11 protein-coding genes and 2 pseudogenes are annotated in these 15,903 nt (G+C 68.6%); 9 read left to right on the forward strand and 4 right to left on the reverse strand.

Annotation, left to right across the window (positions count from 1 at the left end; translation table 11 throughout):
- Window positions 1-21 precede the first annotated feature (21 nt).
- Window positions 22-303, reverse strand: coding sequence for an HPr family phosphocarrier protein (locus BIV25_RS16825; RefSeq protein WP_071373146.1), 282 nt, complete (start codon window positions 301-303; stop codon window positions 22-24).
- Between the two features lie 176 nt (window positions 304-479).
- Here BIV25_RS16825 and BIV25_RS16830 point away from each other — a divergent pair, with 176 nt between their 5' ends.
- The 5 genes from BIV25_RS16830 (at window position 480) to BIV25_RS16850 (ending at window position 8,040) form a co-directional block, all read left to right on the forward strand.
- Entirely contained in the window at window positions 480-3,314 is a 2,835-nt protein-coding gene (locus BIV25_RS16830; RefSeq protein ID WP_177235307.1) for a bifunctional GNAT family N-acetyltransferase/acetate--CoA ligase family protein, read from the forward strand.
- Window positions 3,315-3,347: 33 nt separating this feature from the next.
- Window positions 3,348-3,719: a hypothetical protein gene (locus BIV25_RS16835; protein WP_071373147.1), complete on the forward strand. Its 372-nt coding sequence runs from the start codon at window positions 3,348-3,350 to the stop codon at window positions 3,717-3,719.
- A 55-nt stretch (window positions 3,720-3,774) separates the two neighbouring features.
- On the forward strand, window positions 3,775-4,371 hold the full coding sequence (locus BIV25_RS16840) for a DUF5998 family protein (protein WP_071373148.1): 597 nt from the start codon (window positions 3,775-3,777) through the stop codon (window positions 4,369-4,371).
- The gene (locus tag BIV25_RS16845) at window positions 4,371-5,564 is read left to right on the forward strand and encodes an alkaline phosphatase family protein (protein ID WP_071373149.1); all 1,194 of its coding nucleotides are present in this window, start codon (window positions 4,371-4,373) and stop codon (window positions 5,562-5,564) included. The genes BIV25_RS16840 and BIV25_RS16845 overlap by 1 nt, the downstream gene beginning before the upstream one ends.
- 1,825 nt (window positions 5,565-7,389) lie before the next feature.
- Window positions 7,390-8,040, forward strand: a complete 651-nt coding sequence (locus BIV25_RS16850) for a thymidine kinase (protein ID WP_071373150.1) — start codon at window positions 7,390-7,392, stop codon at window positions 8,038-8,040.
- 734 nt (window positions 8,041-8,774) lie between these two features.
- On the opposite strand, the gene BIV25_RS54370 is transcribed toward BIV25_RS16850, so the two are convergent.
- Together BIV25_RS54370 and BIV25_RS16860 are read right to left on the reverse strand one after the other, a co-directional pair.
- Window positions 8,775-9,071 (reverse strand): hypothetical protein, encoded by a 297-nt coding sequence (locus BIV25_RS54370; RefSeq protein ID WP_371273031.1) that lies wholly within the window; start codon window positions 9,069-9,071, stop codon window positions 8,775-8,777.
- Window positions 9,072-9,133: 62 nt separating this feature from the next.
- Complete coding sequence (locus BIV25_RS16860) at window positions 9,134-10,819, reverse strand: ribonuclease J (protein WP_071373151.1); 1,686 nt, start codon at window positions 10,817-10,819, stop codon at window positions 9,134-9,136.
- Between the two features lie 126 nt (window positions 10,820-10,945).
- Here BIV25_RS16860 and BIV25_RS52805 point away from each other — a divergent pair.
- The 4 genes and pseudogenes from BIV25_RS52805 to BIV25_RS16875 all read left to right on the forward strand — a co-directional run.
- Window positions 10,946-11,189: pseudogene (locus tag BIV25_RS52805) on the forward strand (thymidine kinase); the annotation flags it as partial.
- 174 nt (window positions 11,190-11,363) lie between these two features.
- Window positions 11,364-12,515, forward strand: a pseudogene (locus BIV25_RS16865) (DEAD/DEAH box helicase); the annotation flags it as partial.
- A gap of 228 nt (window positions 12,516-12,743) precedes the next feature.
- Window positions 12,744-12,986, forward strand: coding sequence for a DUF5302 domain-containing protein (locus tag BIV25_RS16870; RefSeq protein ID WP_071373152.1), 243 nt, complete (start codon window positions 12,744-12,746; stop codon window positions 12,984-12,986).
- Window positions 12,987-13,523: 537 nt separating this feature from the next.
- Window positions 13,524-14,165, forward strand: coding sequence for a thymidine kinase (locus BIV25_RS16875; protein ID WP_071373178.1), 642 nt, complete (start codon window positions 13,524-13,526; stop codon window positions 14,163-14,165).
- 979 nt (window positions 14,166-15,144) lie between these two features.
- Here BIV25_RS16875 and BIV25_RS16880 read toward each other — a convergent pair.
- A complete protein-coding gene (locus BIV25_RS16880; RefSeq protein ID WP_071373153.1) occupies window positions 15,145-15,870 on the reverse strand; it encodes a DUF3800 domain-containing protein in 726 nt (241 codons plus the stop codon).
- Window positions 15,871-15,903: the final 33 nt, after the last annotated feature.

A 15,903-nucleotide genomic window follows, 5' to 3' on the forward strand; every position in this document is an offset into this window, starting at 1 on the left:
CCGTGTTCCGGGCGAGCCGGTTCAGACGGTCTCGGGCAGCTCCTCCAGGCCCTCGGCGACCAGCTTGGCCAGACGGTCCAGGGCGATGTCCGCGCCCTCGGCGTCGGAGGCGAGGACGATCTCCTCGCCACCCTGGGCGCCCAGACCCAGGACGGCCAGCATGGAGGCCGCGTTGACGGGGTTGCCGTCAGCCTTGGCGATCGTCACCGGGACGCCTGCGGCCGTGGCGGCTCGGACGAAGATGGAGGCGGGGCGGGCGTGGAGACCCTCGGCCCAGCCGACGTTGACGCGGCGCTCAGCCATGTGTTGCTGCCCTTCGGTGTTCAGGGTTGTCTAGACCAGTTTCCCATATCGCGAAGCGTGCCCGGAGCGGACCCTCGTCCCCTCCGGTGCGACATCGGACCGCGGCCTCGATCCGACTTTCGTCCCCCACAGACTGCCTCGCGCCGTTGTCGGACGCGAGCCGTACTCTGGGGCCCATGCAGAGCTCGGCGGACCGGCAGGACCGGTACGAGTACCCCGCCCACTGGGAGGCGGACGTGGTGCTGCGCGACGGGGGCACCGCGCGCATCCGGCCCATCACCATTGATGACGCCGACCGCCTGGTCAGCTTCTACGAGCAGGTCTCGGACGAGTCGAAGTACTACCGCTTCTTCGCGCCGTACCCACGACTGTCCGCCAAGGACGTCCACCGCTTCACGCACCACGACTTTGTGGACCGGGTGGGACTCGCGGCCACCATCGGCGGCGAGTTCATCGCCACCGTACGCTACGACCGCATCGGTGCCGACGGCCTGCCCGCCTCCGCGCCCTCCGACGAGGCCGAGGTCGCCTTCCTGGTGCAGGACGCCCAGCAGGGCCGCGGCGTCGCCTCCGCGCTGCTGGAGCACATCGCGGCCGTCGCGCGCGAGCGGGGCATCCGCCGCTTCGCCGCCGAGGTGCTGCCCGCCAACACCAAGATGATCAAGGTGTTCACGGACGCCGGGTACACCCAGAAGCGCAGCTTCGAGGACGGCGTCGTCCGTCTGGAGTTCGACCTCGAACCGACCGACCGCTCGCTCGCCGTCCAGCGCGCGCGGGAACAGCGCGCCGAGGCCCGCTCGGTACGGCGGCTCCTCGCCCCCGGCTCGGTGGCCGTCATCGGTGTCGGCCGCGCCCCCGGCGGCGTCGGCCGCAGCGTCCTCGACAACATCCGTGACGGCGGCTACGGCGGCCTGCTGCACGCCGTGAACCAGGCCTTCCCCGAGGACTGCAAGGAGATCGACGGGGTGCCCGCGCACCGCTCGGTGCGGGACATCGACGGCCCGGTCGACCTCGCGGTGGTCGCGGTACCGGCCGATCACGTGCCCGCGGTGGTCGCGGAGTGCGGCGAGCACGGCGTGCAGGGCCTCGTGGTCCTGTCCGCCGGATACGCCGAGAGCGGGCCCGAAGGACGGGAGCGACAACGGGCGCTCGTGCGCCACGCGCGCGCGTACGGCATGCGGCTCATCGGCCCCAACGCCTTCGGGATCATCAACACCGCGCCCGACGTACGGCTGAACGCCTCGCTCGCCCCCGAGATGCCCCGCCCCGGCCGCATCGGCATGTTCGCCCAGTCCGGCGCCATCGGCATCGCCCTGCTGTCCCGGCTGCACCGGCGCGGGGGAGGCGTCACCGGGGTCACGGGCGTCTCCACGTTCGTCTCCGCCGGCAACCGCGCTGACGTCTCCGGCAACGACGTCCTCCAGTACTGGTACGACGACCCCGAGACCGACGTCGCCCTCATGTACCTGGAATCCATCGGCAACCCGCGCAAGTTCACGCGGCTCGCGCGGCGCACGGCGGCGGCGAAGCCGCTGGTCGTCGTACAGGGCGTCGGCTCCGCCCCGCAGGGGCACGCGGTGCGGGCGACCCGGCTGCCGCACGCCACCGTCTCCGCGCTGCTGCGGCAGGCCGGGGTGCTGCGCGTCGACACGATCACCGAACTGGTCGACACGGGCCTGCTGCTCGCCCGGCAGCCCCTGCCGGCCGGACCGCGCGTGACGATCCTCGGCAACTCCGAGTCGCTGGGTGTGCTGGCGTACGACCGCTGCCTCGCCGAAGGGCTGCGGCCGTCACGGCCGCTGGACCTGACGACCGGGGCGACGGCGGCGGACTTCCACCGGGCGTTGGCGGCCGCGCTGGCGGACGAGACGTGTGACGCCGTCGTCGTCACCGCGATCCCCGCGATCGGAGAGGGCTCGCCGGGGGACGCCGAGCTGGCGCAGGCGCTGCGGTCGGCCGCGGCGGCGGTGCCGGGCAAGCCGGTGCTGGTGGTGCACGTGGAGCTGGGGGGACTGGCCGAGGCGCTGTCGGCCGCGGCGAGCACGGCACCGCAGGCCGTCGGGAAGACGTCCGGGACGCCCGCCACCGAGGGCGCCGCCCCGCCCTTCCGCCCGGCCGAACGGCTGCCCGCCGAAGAGGCCGCGTCCGCCCGGGCCATCCCCGCCTACCCCGCCGCCGAACGCGCGGTGCGGGCCCTCGCCGAGGCCGTCAAGTACGGGCAGTGGCGGCGGGAGGCGGCGGAGCCCGGGAAGGTGCCCGAGTACGACGACATCGACGAGAAGGGAGCCGCGCGGCTGATCGGGGGGCTGCTCGCGCGCGGGGAGGGGCTCACGATCTCCGCCGCCGAGACCTGCGAGCTGCTCGGCAAGTACGGCATCCCCGTCCGCCAGGCCCTGCCCGCCCCGACCGCCGACGCCGCCGCCGAGGCCGCCCGCACCCTCGGCTACCCCGTGGCCCTCAAGGCCACCGCTCCCCATCTGCGGCACCGCGCGGACCTGGGCGGCGTACGCCTCGATCTCGCGGACGAGGAGCAACTGCGGCGGTCGTACGCCGAGTTGACCGAGCTGTTCGGGGCACCGGAGGAGCTGCGGCCGGTGGTGCAGGGCATGGCGCCCCGAGGAGTCGACACGGTCGTCCGCGCGGTGATCGATCCCGCCGCCGGCGCCGTGCTGTCCTTCGGGCTCGCCGGGGCCGCCTCCCAGCTGCTCGGGGACATGGCGCACCGGCTGATCCCGGTCACCGACCGCGAGGCGACCTCGCTCGTGCGCGCGATCCGCACGGCCCCGCTGCTGTTCGGCTGGCGAGGCTCCACCCCCGTCGACACCCCTGCCCTGGAGGAGCTGCTGCTGCGGGTGTCCCGGCTGGTCGACGATCACCCGGAGGTGGTCGCCGTCACCCTGGAACCGGTCGTCGTCGCCCCGCACGGCGTCGGAGTCCTCGGCGCCACCGTCCGCCTCGCACCCCCGCCCGCCCGCGACGACCTCGGACCACGCACGATGCCGGCGTACTGACGGCCGGCGGAACGGGACGAGCGGAGGGGGACGATGGAGATCGCGGGGCGGCAGCTGCCCGAGGGCAGCTGGTGGGACTGGGAAGCGATCGTCTGGGACGGCGGCCGGCTGCGGCTGGCCGCCGGGTACGACCTGACGTACCACCACGGACTGGAGGTGGTTCTCACCGACCCGTGCTTCGTCTCGTGCCCCGCGGCCTTCCAGGACCCCGTCTTCCGGGAGCCCATCGCGGAGGAGACCGCGCGGCTGCGGCGGGCGCTCGGCGGGGAGCCGCCCGTCGTGGTCGCGTTCGAGGCGGACGCCGGCGGACCCGGACCGGTCTCCTGCCTGATCGCCGCCGAGCGGCTGGACATCGTGCCGGGGTTCTTCCGTCGGGACGACGACGGGCGGGCCACGCGCGCGTGAACGGCCCGCCTCGGTCCCGGTGACTGGCCCGGAGCGGCCCTGCCCACGGATTAAGATGGACGCCATGGCCAAGACCAGTACGACGACCCAGGGGCTGCGCGCGGCGATCGAGCGCAGCGGCTACTACCCGGCCCTCGTGGCCGAGGCGGTGGAGGCCGCTGTGGGCGGCGAGCCGATCCGGTCGTACCTGGTCCACCAGGAGACCACGTTCGACCAGAACGAGGTGCGCCGCCATGTGACCGTCCTGGTCCTCACCGGCAACCGCTTCATCGTCAGCCACACCGACGAGCAGGCCGCCGACAGCACCTCCCCGACCCCGTACGCCACCACCTCGACCGAGTCCGTGAAGATCGGCCGGATCTCCTCGGTCGTGGTCAGCCGGGTCGTCGCGAACCCCGAGCAGTACACCCCGGGCACCCTGCCCCGCGAGGTCGTGCTCACCATCGGCTGGGGCGCCGTCAGCCGCATCGACCTGGAGCCCGCCGCCTGCGGCGACCCCAACTGCGACGCCGACCACGGCTACACCGGCAACTCCACGGCGGACGACCTCAGCCTGCGCGTCAGCGAGGCCGGGGACGGCCCGGAGACGGTGCGCCAGGCGCTCGCCTTCGCGCAGGCCGTCTCGGAGGCGACCGCGGACCTCACGCGCTGATGTCCCAGCTCACCTCCGCCTGGGACCACCCGGAACCCCTCGCCCTGGACACCGCCCCGCTGCCCGAGTACGGCACGGGTTCCCTCGCCGACCTGCTGCCCACCCTGGCCGCGGGCATGGGCGTGCCCGGCATGACCGCCACGATCGGGGAACTGACCCCGGCCGACCGGGTCTGCGTCCTCCTGGTCGACGGGCTCGGCTGGGAGCAGCTGAGGGCCCACCCCGACGAGGCCCCCTTCCTGACCTCCCTGCTCGGCAGCTCGCGCGGCGGCACCGGCCGCCCGCTCACCGCCGGCTACCCGGCGACCACCGCGACCTCCCTCGCCTCGGTCGGCACCGGCCTGCCGCCCGGCGCCCACGGCCTGCCCGGCTACAGCGCCCGCAACCCGGCCACCGGCGAGCTGATGAACCAGCTCCGCTTCCAGCCGTACACCGACCCGCGCCCCTGGCAGCCGTACCCCACCGTCTTCCAGCTGGCCCACGAGGCCGGGGTGCACTCCGCCCAGGTCTCCTCGCCCGCCTTCCAGCACACCCCGCTCACGAAGATCGCGCTCAGCGGCGGCACCTTCCACGGCCGGCTGAGCGGCGAGGAGCGCATGGACGCCGCCGCCGAGCAACTGGCCGCCGGGGACCGCTCGCTGGTCTACACGTACTACTCCGAGCTGGACGGCTCCGGCCACCGCTACGGCGTCGCCTCCGACACCTGGCGCGGCCAGCTGATGTACGTCGACCGGCTCGCCCAGCGCCTCGCCGAGCAGCTGCCCCCGCGCAGCGCGCTCTACGTCACCGCCGACCACGGCATGGTCGACGTCCCGTTCGACGACGAGCACCGCTTCGACTTCGACACGGACTGGGAGCTGCGCGCCGGGGTCGCCCTGCTGGGCGGCGAGGGCCGGGCGCGGCACGTGTACGCGGTGCCGGGCGCCGAGAACGACGTACTGACCTGCTGGCTCGAGGTCCTCGGCGAGCAGTTCTGGGTGGCCTCGCGCGACGAGGCGATCGCGGCGGGCTGGTTCGGACCACGGATCGACGAGCGGGTGTACGACCGGCTCGGCGACGTGATCGCGGCGGCCCACGACGACGTCCTGATCATCGCCACCGAGCGGGAGCCCAAGGAGTCGGCGCTCGTCGGCAACCACGGCTCGATGACCCCCGCCGAGCAGCTCGTCCCACTGCTCGAAGTCCGCTCCTGACGCACGCCCCGACGCACGCCCCCGACTACTCGCCGAAAGGTGTTCAACTCCTCATGCCCGAGCTGGTGTTCTTCTCCGGAACGATGGACTGCGGGAAGTCAACCGACTTGCTTGGGTATTCGCCATCGGGCGGCCGTGTCGTGGGCAGTGCGGTGTCACCCGATGATGCATTTGCCCGTATTGGCGATGTTTGTCGTCTTCTTTGTTCGACTCGAAGGGTTCCGGGTCTCTGATGTCTGAGTTGGTGTTCTTTTCGGGGACTATGGACTGTGGGAAGTCAACTGACTTGCTTGGGTATTTGCCATCGGGTGGCCGTGTCGTGGGCGATGCTTTGTCATCTGGTGATGCATTTTTCTGCATTGGTGATGTTCGTCGTCTTCGTTCGACTCGAAAGGTCCCGAGTCTCTGATGTCCGAATTGGTGTTCTTCTCAGGGACGATGGACTGCGGGAAGTCAACCGACTTGCTTGGGTATTCGCCATCGGGCGGCCGTGTCGTGGGTGGTGTGGTGTCACCCGATGATGTATTTGCCCGTATTGGCGATGTTTGTCGTCTTCTTTGTTCGACTCGAAGGGTTCCGGGTCTCTGATGTCTGAGTTGGTGTTCTTTTCAGGGACGATGGACTGTGGGAAGTCAACTGACTTGCTTGGGTATTCGCCATCGGGCGGCCGTGTCGTGGGCGGTGTGGTGTCACTCGATGATGCGTGTGTCCGTGTTGGTGATGTTCGCCTTCTTCGCTCCCGAAAGGTCGCGAGTCTCTGATGTCTGAGTTGGTGTTCTTTTCGGGGACTATGGACTGTGGGAAGTCAACTGACTTGCTTGGGTATTTGCCATCGGGCGGCCGTGTCGTGGGTGGTGCGGTGTCACCCGATGATGCATTTGCCCGTATTGGCGATGTTTGTCGTCTTCTTTGTTCGACTCGAAGGGTTCCGGGTCTCTGATGTCTGAGTTGGTGTTCTTTTCGGGGACTATGGACTGCGGGAAGTCAACTGACTTGCTTGGGTATTCGCCATCGGGCGGCCGTGTCGCGGGCGGTGTGGTGTCACTCGATGATGCGTTTGTCCGTGTTGGTGATGTTCGCCTTCTTCGCTCCCGAAAGGTCGCGAGTCTCTGATGTCTGAGTTGGTGTTCTTTTCGGGGACTATGGACTGTGGGAAGTCAACTGACTTGCTTGGGTATTCGCCATCGGGCGGCCGTGTCGTGGGCAGTGCGGTGTCACCCGATGATGCATTTGCCCGTATTGGCGATGTTTGTCGTCTTCTTTGTTCGACTCGAAGGGTTCCGGGTCTCTGATGTCTGAGTTGGTGTTCTTTTCAGGGACTATGGACTGTGGGAAGTCAACTGACTTGCTTGGGTATTCGCCATCGGGCGGTCGTGTCGTGGGCGGTGTTGTGTCGTCTGACGATGCGTTTGCCCGTATTGGCGATGTTTATCGTCTTCGTTCGGCTCGAAAGGTTCCGAGTCTCTGATGTCTGAGTTGGTGTTCTTTTCAGGGACTATGGACTGTGGGAAGTCAACTGACTTGCTTGGGTATTTGCCATCGGGTGGCCGTGTCGTGGGTGGTGCGGTGTCACCCGATGGTGTATTTGCCCGTATTGGCGATGTTTGTCGTCTTCTTTGTTCGACTCGAAGGGTTCCGGGTCTCTGATGTCTGAGTTGGTGTTCTTTTCAGGGACTATGGACTGTGGGAAGTCAACTGACTTGCTTGGGTATTCGCCATCGGGTGGCCGTGTCGTGGGCGGTGCGGTGTCACCCGATGATGCATTTGCCCGTATTGGCGATGTTTGTCGTCTTCTTTGTTCGACTCGAAGGGTTCCGGGTCTCTGATGTCTGAGTTGGTGTTCTTTTCAGGGACTATGGACTGCGGGAAGTCAACTTTGGCGCTACAGATTGCGCACAACCGCTCGGCCCGGGGGCTTCAGGGTGTGATCTTCACGAGGGACGACCGGGCGGGGGAGGGGAAGCTGTCCTCGCGGCTGGGTCTGGTCACGGAGGCGGTCGAGGCCAAAGAGGGCATGGACGTGTACGGGTATCTGGTCGATCGGTTGTCCAAGGGCGGCAAGGTCGACTACGTGATCGTCGACGAGGCGCAATTCCTGGCACCTGACCAGATCGACCAGCTGGCGCGGGTCGTCGATGACCTCGGGTTCGATGTCTTCGCCTTCGGTATCACCACCGACTTCCGCACCAAGCTCTTTCCTGGCTCGCAGCGGCTGATCGAGCTGGCCGACCGGATCGAGGCCCTCCAGGTGGAGGCCCTGTGCTGGTGCGGCGCCAGGGCCACGCACAACGCCCGTACGGTGGGCGGGGAGATGGTGGTCGAGGGTGCCCAGGTGGTCGTGGGAGATGTCAACGGCCCCGTAGAGGAGATCGGTTACGAGGTCCTGTGCCGCCGCCACCACCTTCGCCGGATGACCAGTGCTTCGTCCCAAGCGGGCGCGTTGTCGCCCGACGTCCTGCCGGTCACATCAGCTTGACGGCGGGGTTCCTCCTCGGCGTCCCCTGTTGCGGTGCCAGGCCGGGGGCACGATTCGAGTCATCTGGTGTCGTTGAGCAGCATGAGGCCACTCGGCCCCAGCGCTCAAGGCGGTGACGCGGTTGAAGCGCAGAAGCAGCGACCGGGATGCCGAACGTGCGGCACAGTTCCAAGTCAAGGCCCACTCCTTCACGCCCGATGCGGTGGTGCCGAGGCGAACGCTGTGCCGAAGTGCGTTCGTATGCCATGACGCCCAGCGGCGCCACCTGCCCACCGTGATCCTTCGCCCCTGAGTAGCCATCTGGTCGATCCGGCTCGCGTCCTGTCGCTGCCGTGTGGGTTCAGCTGGAGCAGGAAGCGTGCGGTATGCGGGACGCCGGGCGGGCGCAGCAGCCGTAGCACGGTGGCGTTCTCGTGGACCGCGGGCGGGAGCCGGCCAGGAGCTGTGGAGCCCACCGGGACGTCGTGAGCGGCAGGCATGCTCGTCGGCTGCGGGGTCTTCCCTGAGCGCCCGCGAGGGAGTACACAGCTACTTCTTCCGCGCCACGTAGACGGTGTTGGTCGCGGTGCCGTCATGGAGCGGGTGCCGAAGTCGACGACGTGGGCCTCGGGCAAGGCGAAGAGGTCCTTGAGCGCGGAGGTGAATCGCTCGTCTGGTGGGTCGTTGGACCACAGGGCGAAGACGCCCTCGGGTTGGAGGTGATCGGCGAGGACGCGGAGTCCTGGAGGGTGGTCCTACGATGTTGGTGGGTCGGATGGGCTGTCGTATTGTCCGGAAGATCCAGTGGCCCGGGCGGTGTAGCCGAGTCCGAGGCCGCCCACCGCGACGTCCAACTCGGCACCGGTCAGCCGTGCCAGCCCCAGTTGCGCGAGCGCGATCTCTCCGGCCGTGAAGAGGCTGGACATCAGGTAATCGTCGCCGGGTTTCACCTCGTACACATCGGTGCCCGATCCCGGATACCGACGGCGCCGCAGGCTGATCTCCCCCAGCGGGGCCGGGTGCCAGTCGATCTCTTCGAAACGCGCGCTCATCCATGCGCCTTTCTCTGCGGTGGCTGCCAACCGGTGAGTTCGGCCTGCCGCCTGGCTGTGGCTCAGGCGTCGATGATGACGGGGATGATGAGGGGCTTGCGGCGGTGGGTGCGGAACGCCCAGTTCGCCACGGCGCGGGCGAGGAGTTGTTCGAGTTGGCGCGCGTCCCCGACGCCTTCCTCGGCTGCGGCGGCCAGGGTCTTCTCGATGACGGGGATGACCGGCTCGAAGGTGGTGTCGTCGTGGACGAAGCCGCGGGCCAGGAAGTCGGGGGCCTCGGCGAGGGCGCCGGTGTCGGCGTCGACGATCGCCACCACCGTGACCACGCCTTCGGCGGCGAGGGTGAGGCGGTCCTTGAGGGAGGCTTCGGTGGCGCCGCCGACTTCCATGCCGTCCACGTAGACGTTGCCGGCGGGGACCTTGCCGGTGATGGAGGCGCGCCCGTCGACGAGGTCGACGACGACGCCGTCCTCGGCGATGACGACCCGGTCGGGGTCGACGCCGGTGCGGATGGCGAGGTCGGCGTTGGCCCGCAGGTGGCGCCATTCGCCGTGCACGGGCATGACGTTGCGGGGTTGGACGATGTTGTAGCAGTAGACGAGTTCGCCGGCGCTGGCGTGCCCGGAGACGTGCACCTTGGCGTTGCCCTTGTGGACGACGTGGGCGCCCCACCGGGTGAGTCCGTTGATCACCCGGTAGATGGCGTTCTCGTTGCCGGGGATGAGGGAGCTGGCGAGCAGGACGGTGTCGCCCTTGCCGATGCGGATCACGTGGTCGCGGTTGGCCATCCGTGACAGCGCGGCCATCGGCTCGCCCTGGGAGCCGGTGCACACCAGAGTGATCTTGTGGTCCGGGAGCTTCTCCAGTTCCTTCGTGCTCACGACCAGACCGGAGGGGACCTTCAGATAGCCCAGGTCACGGGCGATGCCCATGTTGCGGACCATCGACCGGCCGACGAAGGCGACCTTGCGGCCGTGCTGGTGGGCGGCGTCCAGGACCTGCTGGATGCGGTGCACGTGGCTGGCGAAGCTGGAGACGATGACCCGGCGCGGCGCGGTGCGCATCACCTGCTCGATCGCCGGGTTCAGCTCTCGCTCGGAGGTGGTGAAGCCGGGTACTTCGGCGTTGGTGGAGTCGGTGAGGAACAGGTCCACGCCCTCCTCACCGAGGCGGGCGAAAGCACGCAGATCGGTGATGCGGTCGTCGAGGGGGAACTGGTCCATCTTGAAGTCACCGGTGTGCAGCACCATCCCGGCCCGGGTGCGGATCGCGACCGCGAGGCTGTCCGGGATGGAGTGGTTGACCGCCACGAACTCGCAGTCGAAGGGCCCGAAGCCACGCCGGTCGCCCTCCCGCACCCGCACCGTGCGCGGCCGGATGCCGTGTTCCTTGAGCTTGGCCTCCAGGAACGCCAGCGTCAGCTTGGAGCCGACGACGGGAATGTCGGACCGCTCGCGCAGCAGGTACGGCACGCCGCCGATGTGGTCCTCGTGGCCGTGGGTGAGGACCACGGCCACGATGTCGTCCAGCCGGTCCCGGATCGAGGTGAAGTCCGGCAGGATCACGTCCACCCCGGGCTGGGTCTCCTCGGGGAACAGCACGCCGCAGTCGACGATGAGCAGCTTGCCGGCGTGCTCGAAGACGGTCATGTTGCGGCCGATCTCACCCAGGCCGCCCAGGGCGATGACCCGCAGCCCCCCTTCAGGCAGGGGAGGGGCGGCTTTCAGCTCGGGGTGCGGATGACTCATACCCTGACGGTACCCGGAGAGCGGGACGGGGTGATCCATTGCCGGTGGAGACGGAAGCGTACGGACATCCGGTGCAAGCAGCCATCGTCCGAGGTATGGGAGGTCCGCCGGGGTTCCTGGGAGTGGCAGGGTGCGATCTTTACGCGTGATGACCGGGCCGGGGAGAGGAGGCTGTCTTCGCGGCTTGGTCTGGTGACGGATGCTGTTGAGGCATCGCCGGAGACGGATCTGTACTGAGCCAGGCTCTTCCCGGGCTCGCAGCGGCTGATCGAGCTGCCGGACCGGATAGAGGCGCTCCAGGTGGGCGGCGATGTGCTGGTGTGGGGTGCGTGCCACGCACAATGCCCACACGGCGGGTGGCGAGGTGGTGGCGACGGTGAGCAGGTTGGACAGTTCCTCGCACGGTGCGGGATCTCGACGGCCAGCTTCTTCGCGCTGCCGCGGCATGTACATGTTAAGAATCCGGTGCGCCCGCGCCCCAAAACGTCGCGTCCCGCGAGGGCGTTGGGCAGCGTGGCTGCTTGGATCGGGAAGGGCTCGCGCACGGACGGGCGGGTGGCACGCGGAACCGAAGCAGCCTCTGGCTCTGATCCTGGTGCCTACCCGGGAGCTGGCTCAGCAGGTCACCGAGGCGCTTGCGCCGTACGCCGAGGCACTGCGGCTGCGGATGGCCACTGTCGTCGGCGGAATGTCGATCGGCCGGCAGGCGGCCGCGCTGGGCGACGGAGCCGAGGTCGTCGTCGCCACCCCCGGCCGTCTGCACGACCTCATCGAGCGCAGGGCCTGCCGCCTGGGACGGGTACGGATCACCGTCCTCGACGAGGCCGACCAGATGTGCGACCTGGGTCTCCTGCCGCAAGTCACCGAGGCCCTCGACCAGGTGCATCCCGACGGTCAGCGGATGCTGTTCTCGGCCACCCTGGACCGCGACGTCGACCAGCTGGTCCGCCGCTATCTCCACGACCCCGTCGTCCACGCGGTCGACCCGTCCGCCGGCGCGGCCACGACGATGGACCACCATGTGCTGGTCGTCCACGGCCCTGACCGGCACGCCGTCACCACGGAGATCGCCGCCCGGGACGGCCGCGTACTGCTGTTCCTGGACACCAAGCACGCCGTCGACCAGCTCACCCGGCATCTGCGGGCCAGCGGAGTGCACGCTGCGGCCCTGCACAGCGGCAAGTCCCAGCCGCAGCGCACACGGGCCCTGGCGCAGTTCAAGAACGGCCAGATCACCGTCCTGGTGGCGACCAATGTCGCGGCCCGTGGCCTGCACGTCGACGACATCGATCTCGTGGTCAACGTTGACCCGCCCACCGACCCCAAGGCCTATCTGCACCGCGCGGGCCGCACCGCCCGGGCGGGTGAGTCCGGCAGCGTCGTCACGCTGGTGCTGTCGGGCCAGCGCCGCGAGATGAGCCGGCTGATGGCCGGGGCCGGCATCGAGCCGACCGTCACCAAGGTGCGCTCGGGCGAGGCGGAGCTGAGCCGGATCACCGGGGCCAAGGCCCCCTCCGGCACCCCGCTCGACGGCGGGCCCGCCGCGCCCCGGCCCAAAAACACCAACGCTCAGTTCCGCGGCCTGGGCACCAGCAAGGACGCCTCCCGCGGCGCCGGCGGCAAATCCCGAAGGGTCGGCGAGGCCCGCAAGCTCGCAGAGGCCCGCAAGGCGGCCCTGGTGCGTCGCGGCGGCTGAGAGCCGCTGCCCTGACAGCCGAAATAGTCCCGACCACGGGATGGAGAACCTCCAGCCCGGCCCGAAGCCCTCCTGTGCGTACACCTACGGGATGAACGCCTCGTGGTGTGCCCGGTGCCGCGAGGGGATACCCGCCGAAGCCGGAGCCAAGATGATGTTGCCGGCGCCCCCGCACTGCGCCCGGCATGACAAGCTGTCCTTCCCAATGGCCGAACCCAGGAGGTCACCGTGACCGCAGAGTCTGCATCCAACGAAGGTTCGGAGCCAGCTGACCCCGAGATGTCCGCTCCGGTGCCCGACAGCGACGGCCACGACGACCTGAAACGCAAGTTCCGGGAGGCCCTGGCGCGTAAGCGCGGTCTGCAGGCGGACGCCGCTGACCTTGCTGCGGACGTCGATGCGTCGAAGGTCCGTGGGACTCACGGCCCGGCTGCGAGCCAGCGGTCGTTCCGGCGCAAGAGCGGCGGCTGAGTCGGCAGTTCGGCGATCTGGCCGCCCCAACACACCCTGGGTACCACGGACTCGTGCGCCCGGTGCCGAGGCCCGGGACGTGTGCATGCCCCCGTGCCGGTTGCTGGTGCAGTGCTTGCTTCCTCGTCCTGCTCCGGCAACCCCTTCGAAGAGCGACTGCACCATGTAGTCGCGGCCGTTGACCTCGCGGGTGAGGTCAACGGCGATAAGGCGGGGCATGAGAGGCGGGAGGTCTGCTCATAGGGCAGGCAGGCGTACTCATTCCGCATCGAGGCCCGCTCCGAAGCGAACTGGCGGCCCGGCTCCGGGGCGATCCGCAGAGTCACCGGCCGCTGCTGGCCGGTGACGGCGACTTGAAGGGTCATGTTGTACGTTCTGGTACCGAGCTCGGCCCGGAGAGCACCCTCGTGTCCGTTCCACGGGCCCGGCGGCAGACTACCTCGCTCTCGTAGCAGTCACAGGCTGCTGTTACGCCTCGGGCACGGTCCGAACGCCGTCAGTCAGCCTCTCCCTCTGGCACAGCCTGCCGAGGCCGGTATCACGGGTTCTCGGCAGACGGTGGAGTCAGGCAAAAGGACTTTGGCGCTACAAATCGAACATAATCGAACGGCGCGTGGCCTGCAGGGGCTGATCTTCACGCGTGATGACCGTGCGGGTGTGGGCAAGCTGTCGTCGCGTCTGGGGCTGGTGACCGACGCGGTGGAGGCCGGGCCGGAGCTGGATCTGTACGGCTATGTGGTGGAGCAGCTGTCTCGGGGTGGCCGGGTCGACTATGTGATCGTGGACGAGGCCCAGTTCCTGCTGTCCGAGCAGATCGACCAACTGGCCCGGATCGTAGACGACTTGGAGCTGGACGTCTTCGCGTTCGGCATCACCACTGACTTCCGGACGAGGCTCTTCCCCGGCTCGCAGCGTCTGATCGAACTCGCCGATCGGCTGGAGACTTTGCAGGTTGAGGCGATGTGCTGGTGCGGTGCTCGGGCCACGCACAATGCACGCACCGTGGGTGGAGAGATGGTCGTCGAGGGGGAGCAGGTCGTCGTGGGTGACGTGGCTCAGTCGGCGGCGGAGGTCGGGTACGAGGTGCTCTGCCGGCGTCATCACCGCCGACGGATGACGAGCGCCACAGCGCGAGCAGCGGTGCTGTCGCCGGATGTGCTGCCGGTCACCGCTACTTGACCTCTGGCCGGCGGAAGGCGCGTCGACCTGCTTGTCGGCCGCGCCGGTCGTGGGGGGCGGGGCGTTGGTGGTGACGGCGACCGTGTCGCACTGAACCCGGCGTACAGCCCGACTCGTCTGCCATTGGGGCCCTGACCAGGGGAAACGACCTGGTCAGGGCCTTGGTGTATCTGGCTGGGGTTCCCGGCTGTACCTGCGGTTTCCTGGGAGTTCCCGGGCGATTGTGTACGGGGCGTGCCCGCTGGTCCCGGGTGTCAGGGGTATGTCGTTCGGCTGCGAAATGATGCGCAACCCAGGTGTCAGCCCCCGGCGGGGGACCCGGAACATGGGAATGGGGAAAGTCGCTGGTGGGTGGGGACGGGCTGGTGATCCGGTCGGTGGTGCGGCTTAAGACGTAGGGGTTGTGGCCGCGGGTTCGGGGTAGTAGCCGCAGCCAAGAGCTGGTCGTGGCGCATCCGCCGTGACCTGTGGAGATTCACTCGTGGTGACCATGCCGGGGGCGTCTGCAAGAGACGCCGGGCCGGTGACGTGGTGGAGTTCCTCAACGTGTAGCGGCTGACTTATCACCACGTCGCTAATCTGGCAAACATGCAGGTCGGAGAGGGTCCGACTCTTCAGGGTCGGGCCCTTAGCTTTTCCCGTGCTGGGATGGTGCTGGGATAGCTGACCCCTTGTCACCTGTCGTCATCCCTGGTCATCCGTACCGTGCTGGGACTGTGCTGGGGCGTGGATGGGTTGCCGGGTGCTGAGAATGAGCCGGCGTAGCGCTTGCCTCGTCTGCCTTCCCGTCCCTGGTCTGCGTAGCGTTGGGCGCCGTGATATGTCCCGATCCGCGCACCCCGAGAGCCGAGGAGACGCACACTGCCGCCGGACCGTGGACCGTGCTAGCCTGCGCAGCAGGGACGTCTTCAAGTAACGACGCCCGGTTCGCCTCAGGCCCCGCGTATGCGGGGCCTTTGTGCATCACGAGTCCTACTGGTCATCCCCTCGACTCATGCTGCTCACACTCTTCGTGCACCACCCGACCGGCCACGTATGACCACAGTCGCTCACTCGTCTGCCGCGCCCGCGGGCTGGAGTCCTGGCCGGAGGCAAGCCTGCGGTACAGGTAGGCGACGAGGTCCGCGGCCTGGAGCAGGCGGCTCGCGCGGGACGGGGCGAAGTGGATTGTGTCGACGATCTCCGGGAGGCGGTTGCCCCCTATCCCATCGATGCCGTCGCGCTGGTAGAGGCGGAAGTGCTGCTGGTGCTCGGTTGCCCCGTCAATCTCGTCGGCGATGATCAGCGTCCACTGCCCGTAGGCGCGCGCCTGATCGTTGACGCGGCTCAGGAGATCCTTCAGGACTCGCTGGTGGGGCGGCACGGGCAGTTCCGCCCGAGACGGGTACCGCTCCAGGTTCAGACCCCTGATGATGATCTGCACGTCATGCGCACCGATCGCCTTGAGTGCATCACCGTAGACACCGATCCGGGCGCGCACCATGTCACCTTCCTTGGTGCGCATGGCTGCCCAGTCCTCCCTGGCCTGCAGCAGCGCGTGTCCGTGGAGTTCGGCGGACTCATCGACTGGGTATGACTCCGCCGCCTTGCGGACCACCGCGTCGAGAGCACGCTGCAGCGGACGCACATGATGCTCGGTGATGACCAGAGCCACCATCCAGTAACGCTGGCGGTCGTACGACTCGTCGACATAGGTCAGTAACACCGGGTGATTGTGGCACACAAGTTCTGTAGGGCA

Source organism: Streptomyces sp. MUSC 14, from assembly GCF_001866675.1.
In the GTDB taxonomy this organism is placed as follows: Bacteria; Actinomycetota; Actinomycetes; order Streptomycetales; family Streptomycetaceae; genus Streptomyces.

Coding starts and splice junctions, on each gene's coding strand:
- BIV25_RS16830 (WP_177235307.1), top strand. CDS start 480: ATGCAGAGCTCGGCGGACCGGCAGGACCGGTACGAGTACCCCGCCCAC.
- BIV25_RS16835 (WP_071373147.1), top strand. CDS start 3,348: ATGGAGATCGCGGGGCGGCAGCTGCCCGAGGGCAGCTGGTGGGACTGG.
- BIV25_RS16850 (WP_071373150.1), top strand. CDS start 7,390: ATGTCTGAGTTGGTGTTCTTTTCAGGGACTATGGACTGCGGGAAGTCA.
- BIV25_RS16845 (WP_071373149.1), top strand. CDS start 4,371: ATGTCCCAGCTCACCTCCGCCTGGGACCACCCGGAACCCCTCGCCCTG.
- BIV25_RS16825 (WP_071373146.1), bottom strand. CDS start 303: ATGGCTGAGCGCCGCGTCAACGTCGGCTGGGCCGAGGGTCTCCACGCC.
- BIV25_RS16840 (WP_071373148.1), top strand. CDS start 3,775: ATGGACGCCATGGCCAAGACCAGTACGACGACCCAGGGGCTGCGCGCG.
- BIV25_RS16860 (WP_071373151.1), bottom strand. CDS start 10,819: ATGAGTCATCCGCACCCCGAGCTGAAAGCCGCCCCTCCCCTGCCTGAA.
- BIV25_RS54370 (WP_371273031.1), bottom strand. CDS start 9,071: ATGAGCGCGCGTTTCGAAGAGATCGACTGGCACCCGGCCCCGCTGGGG.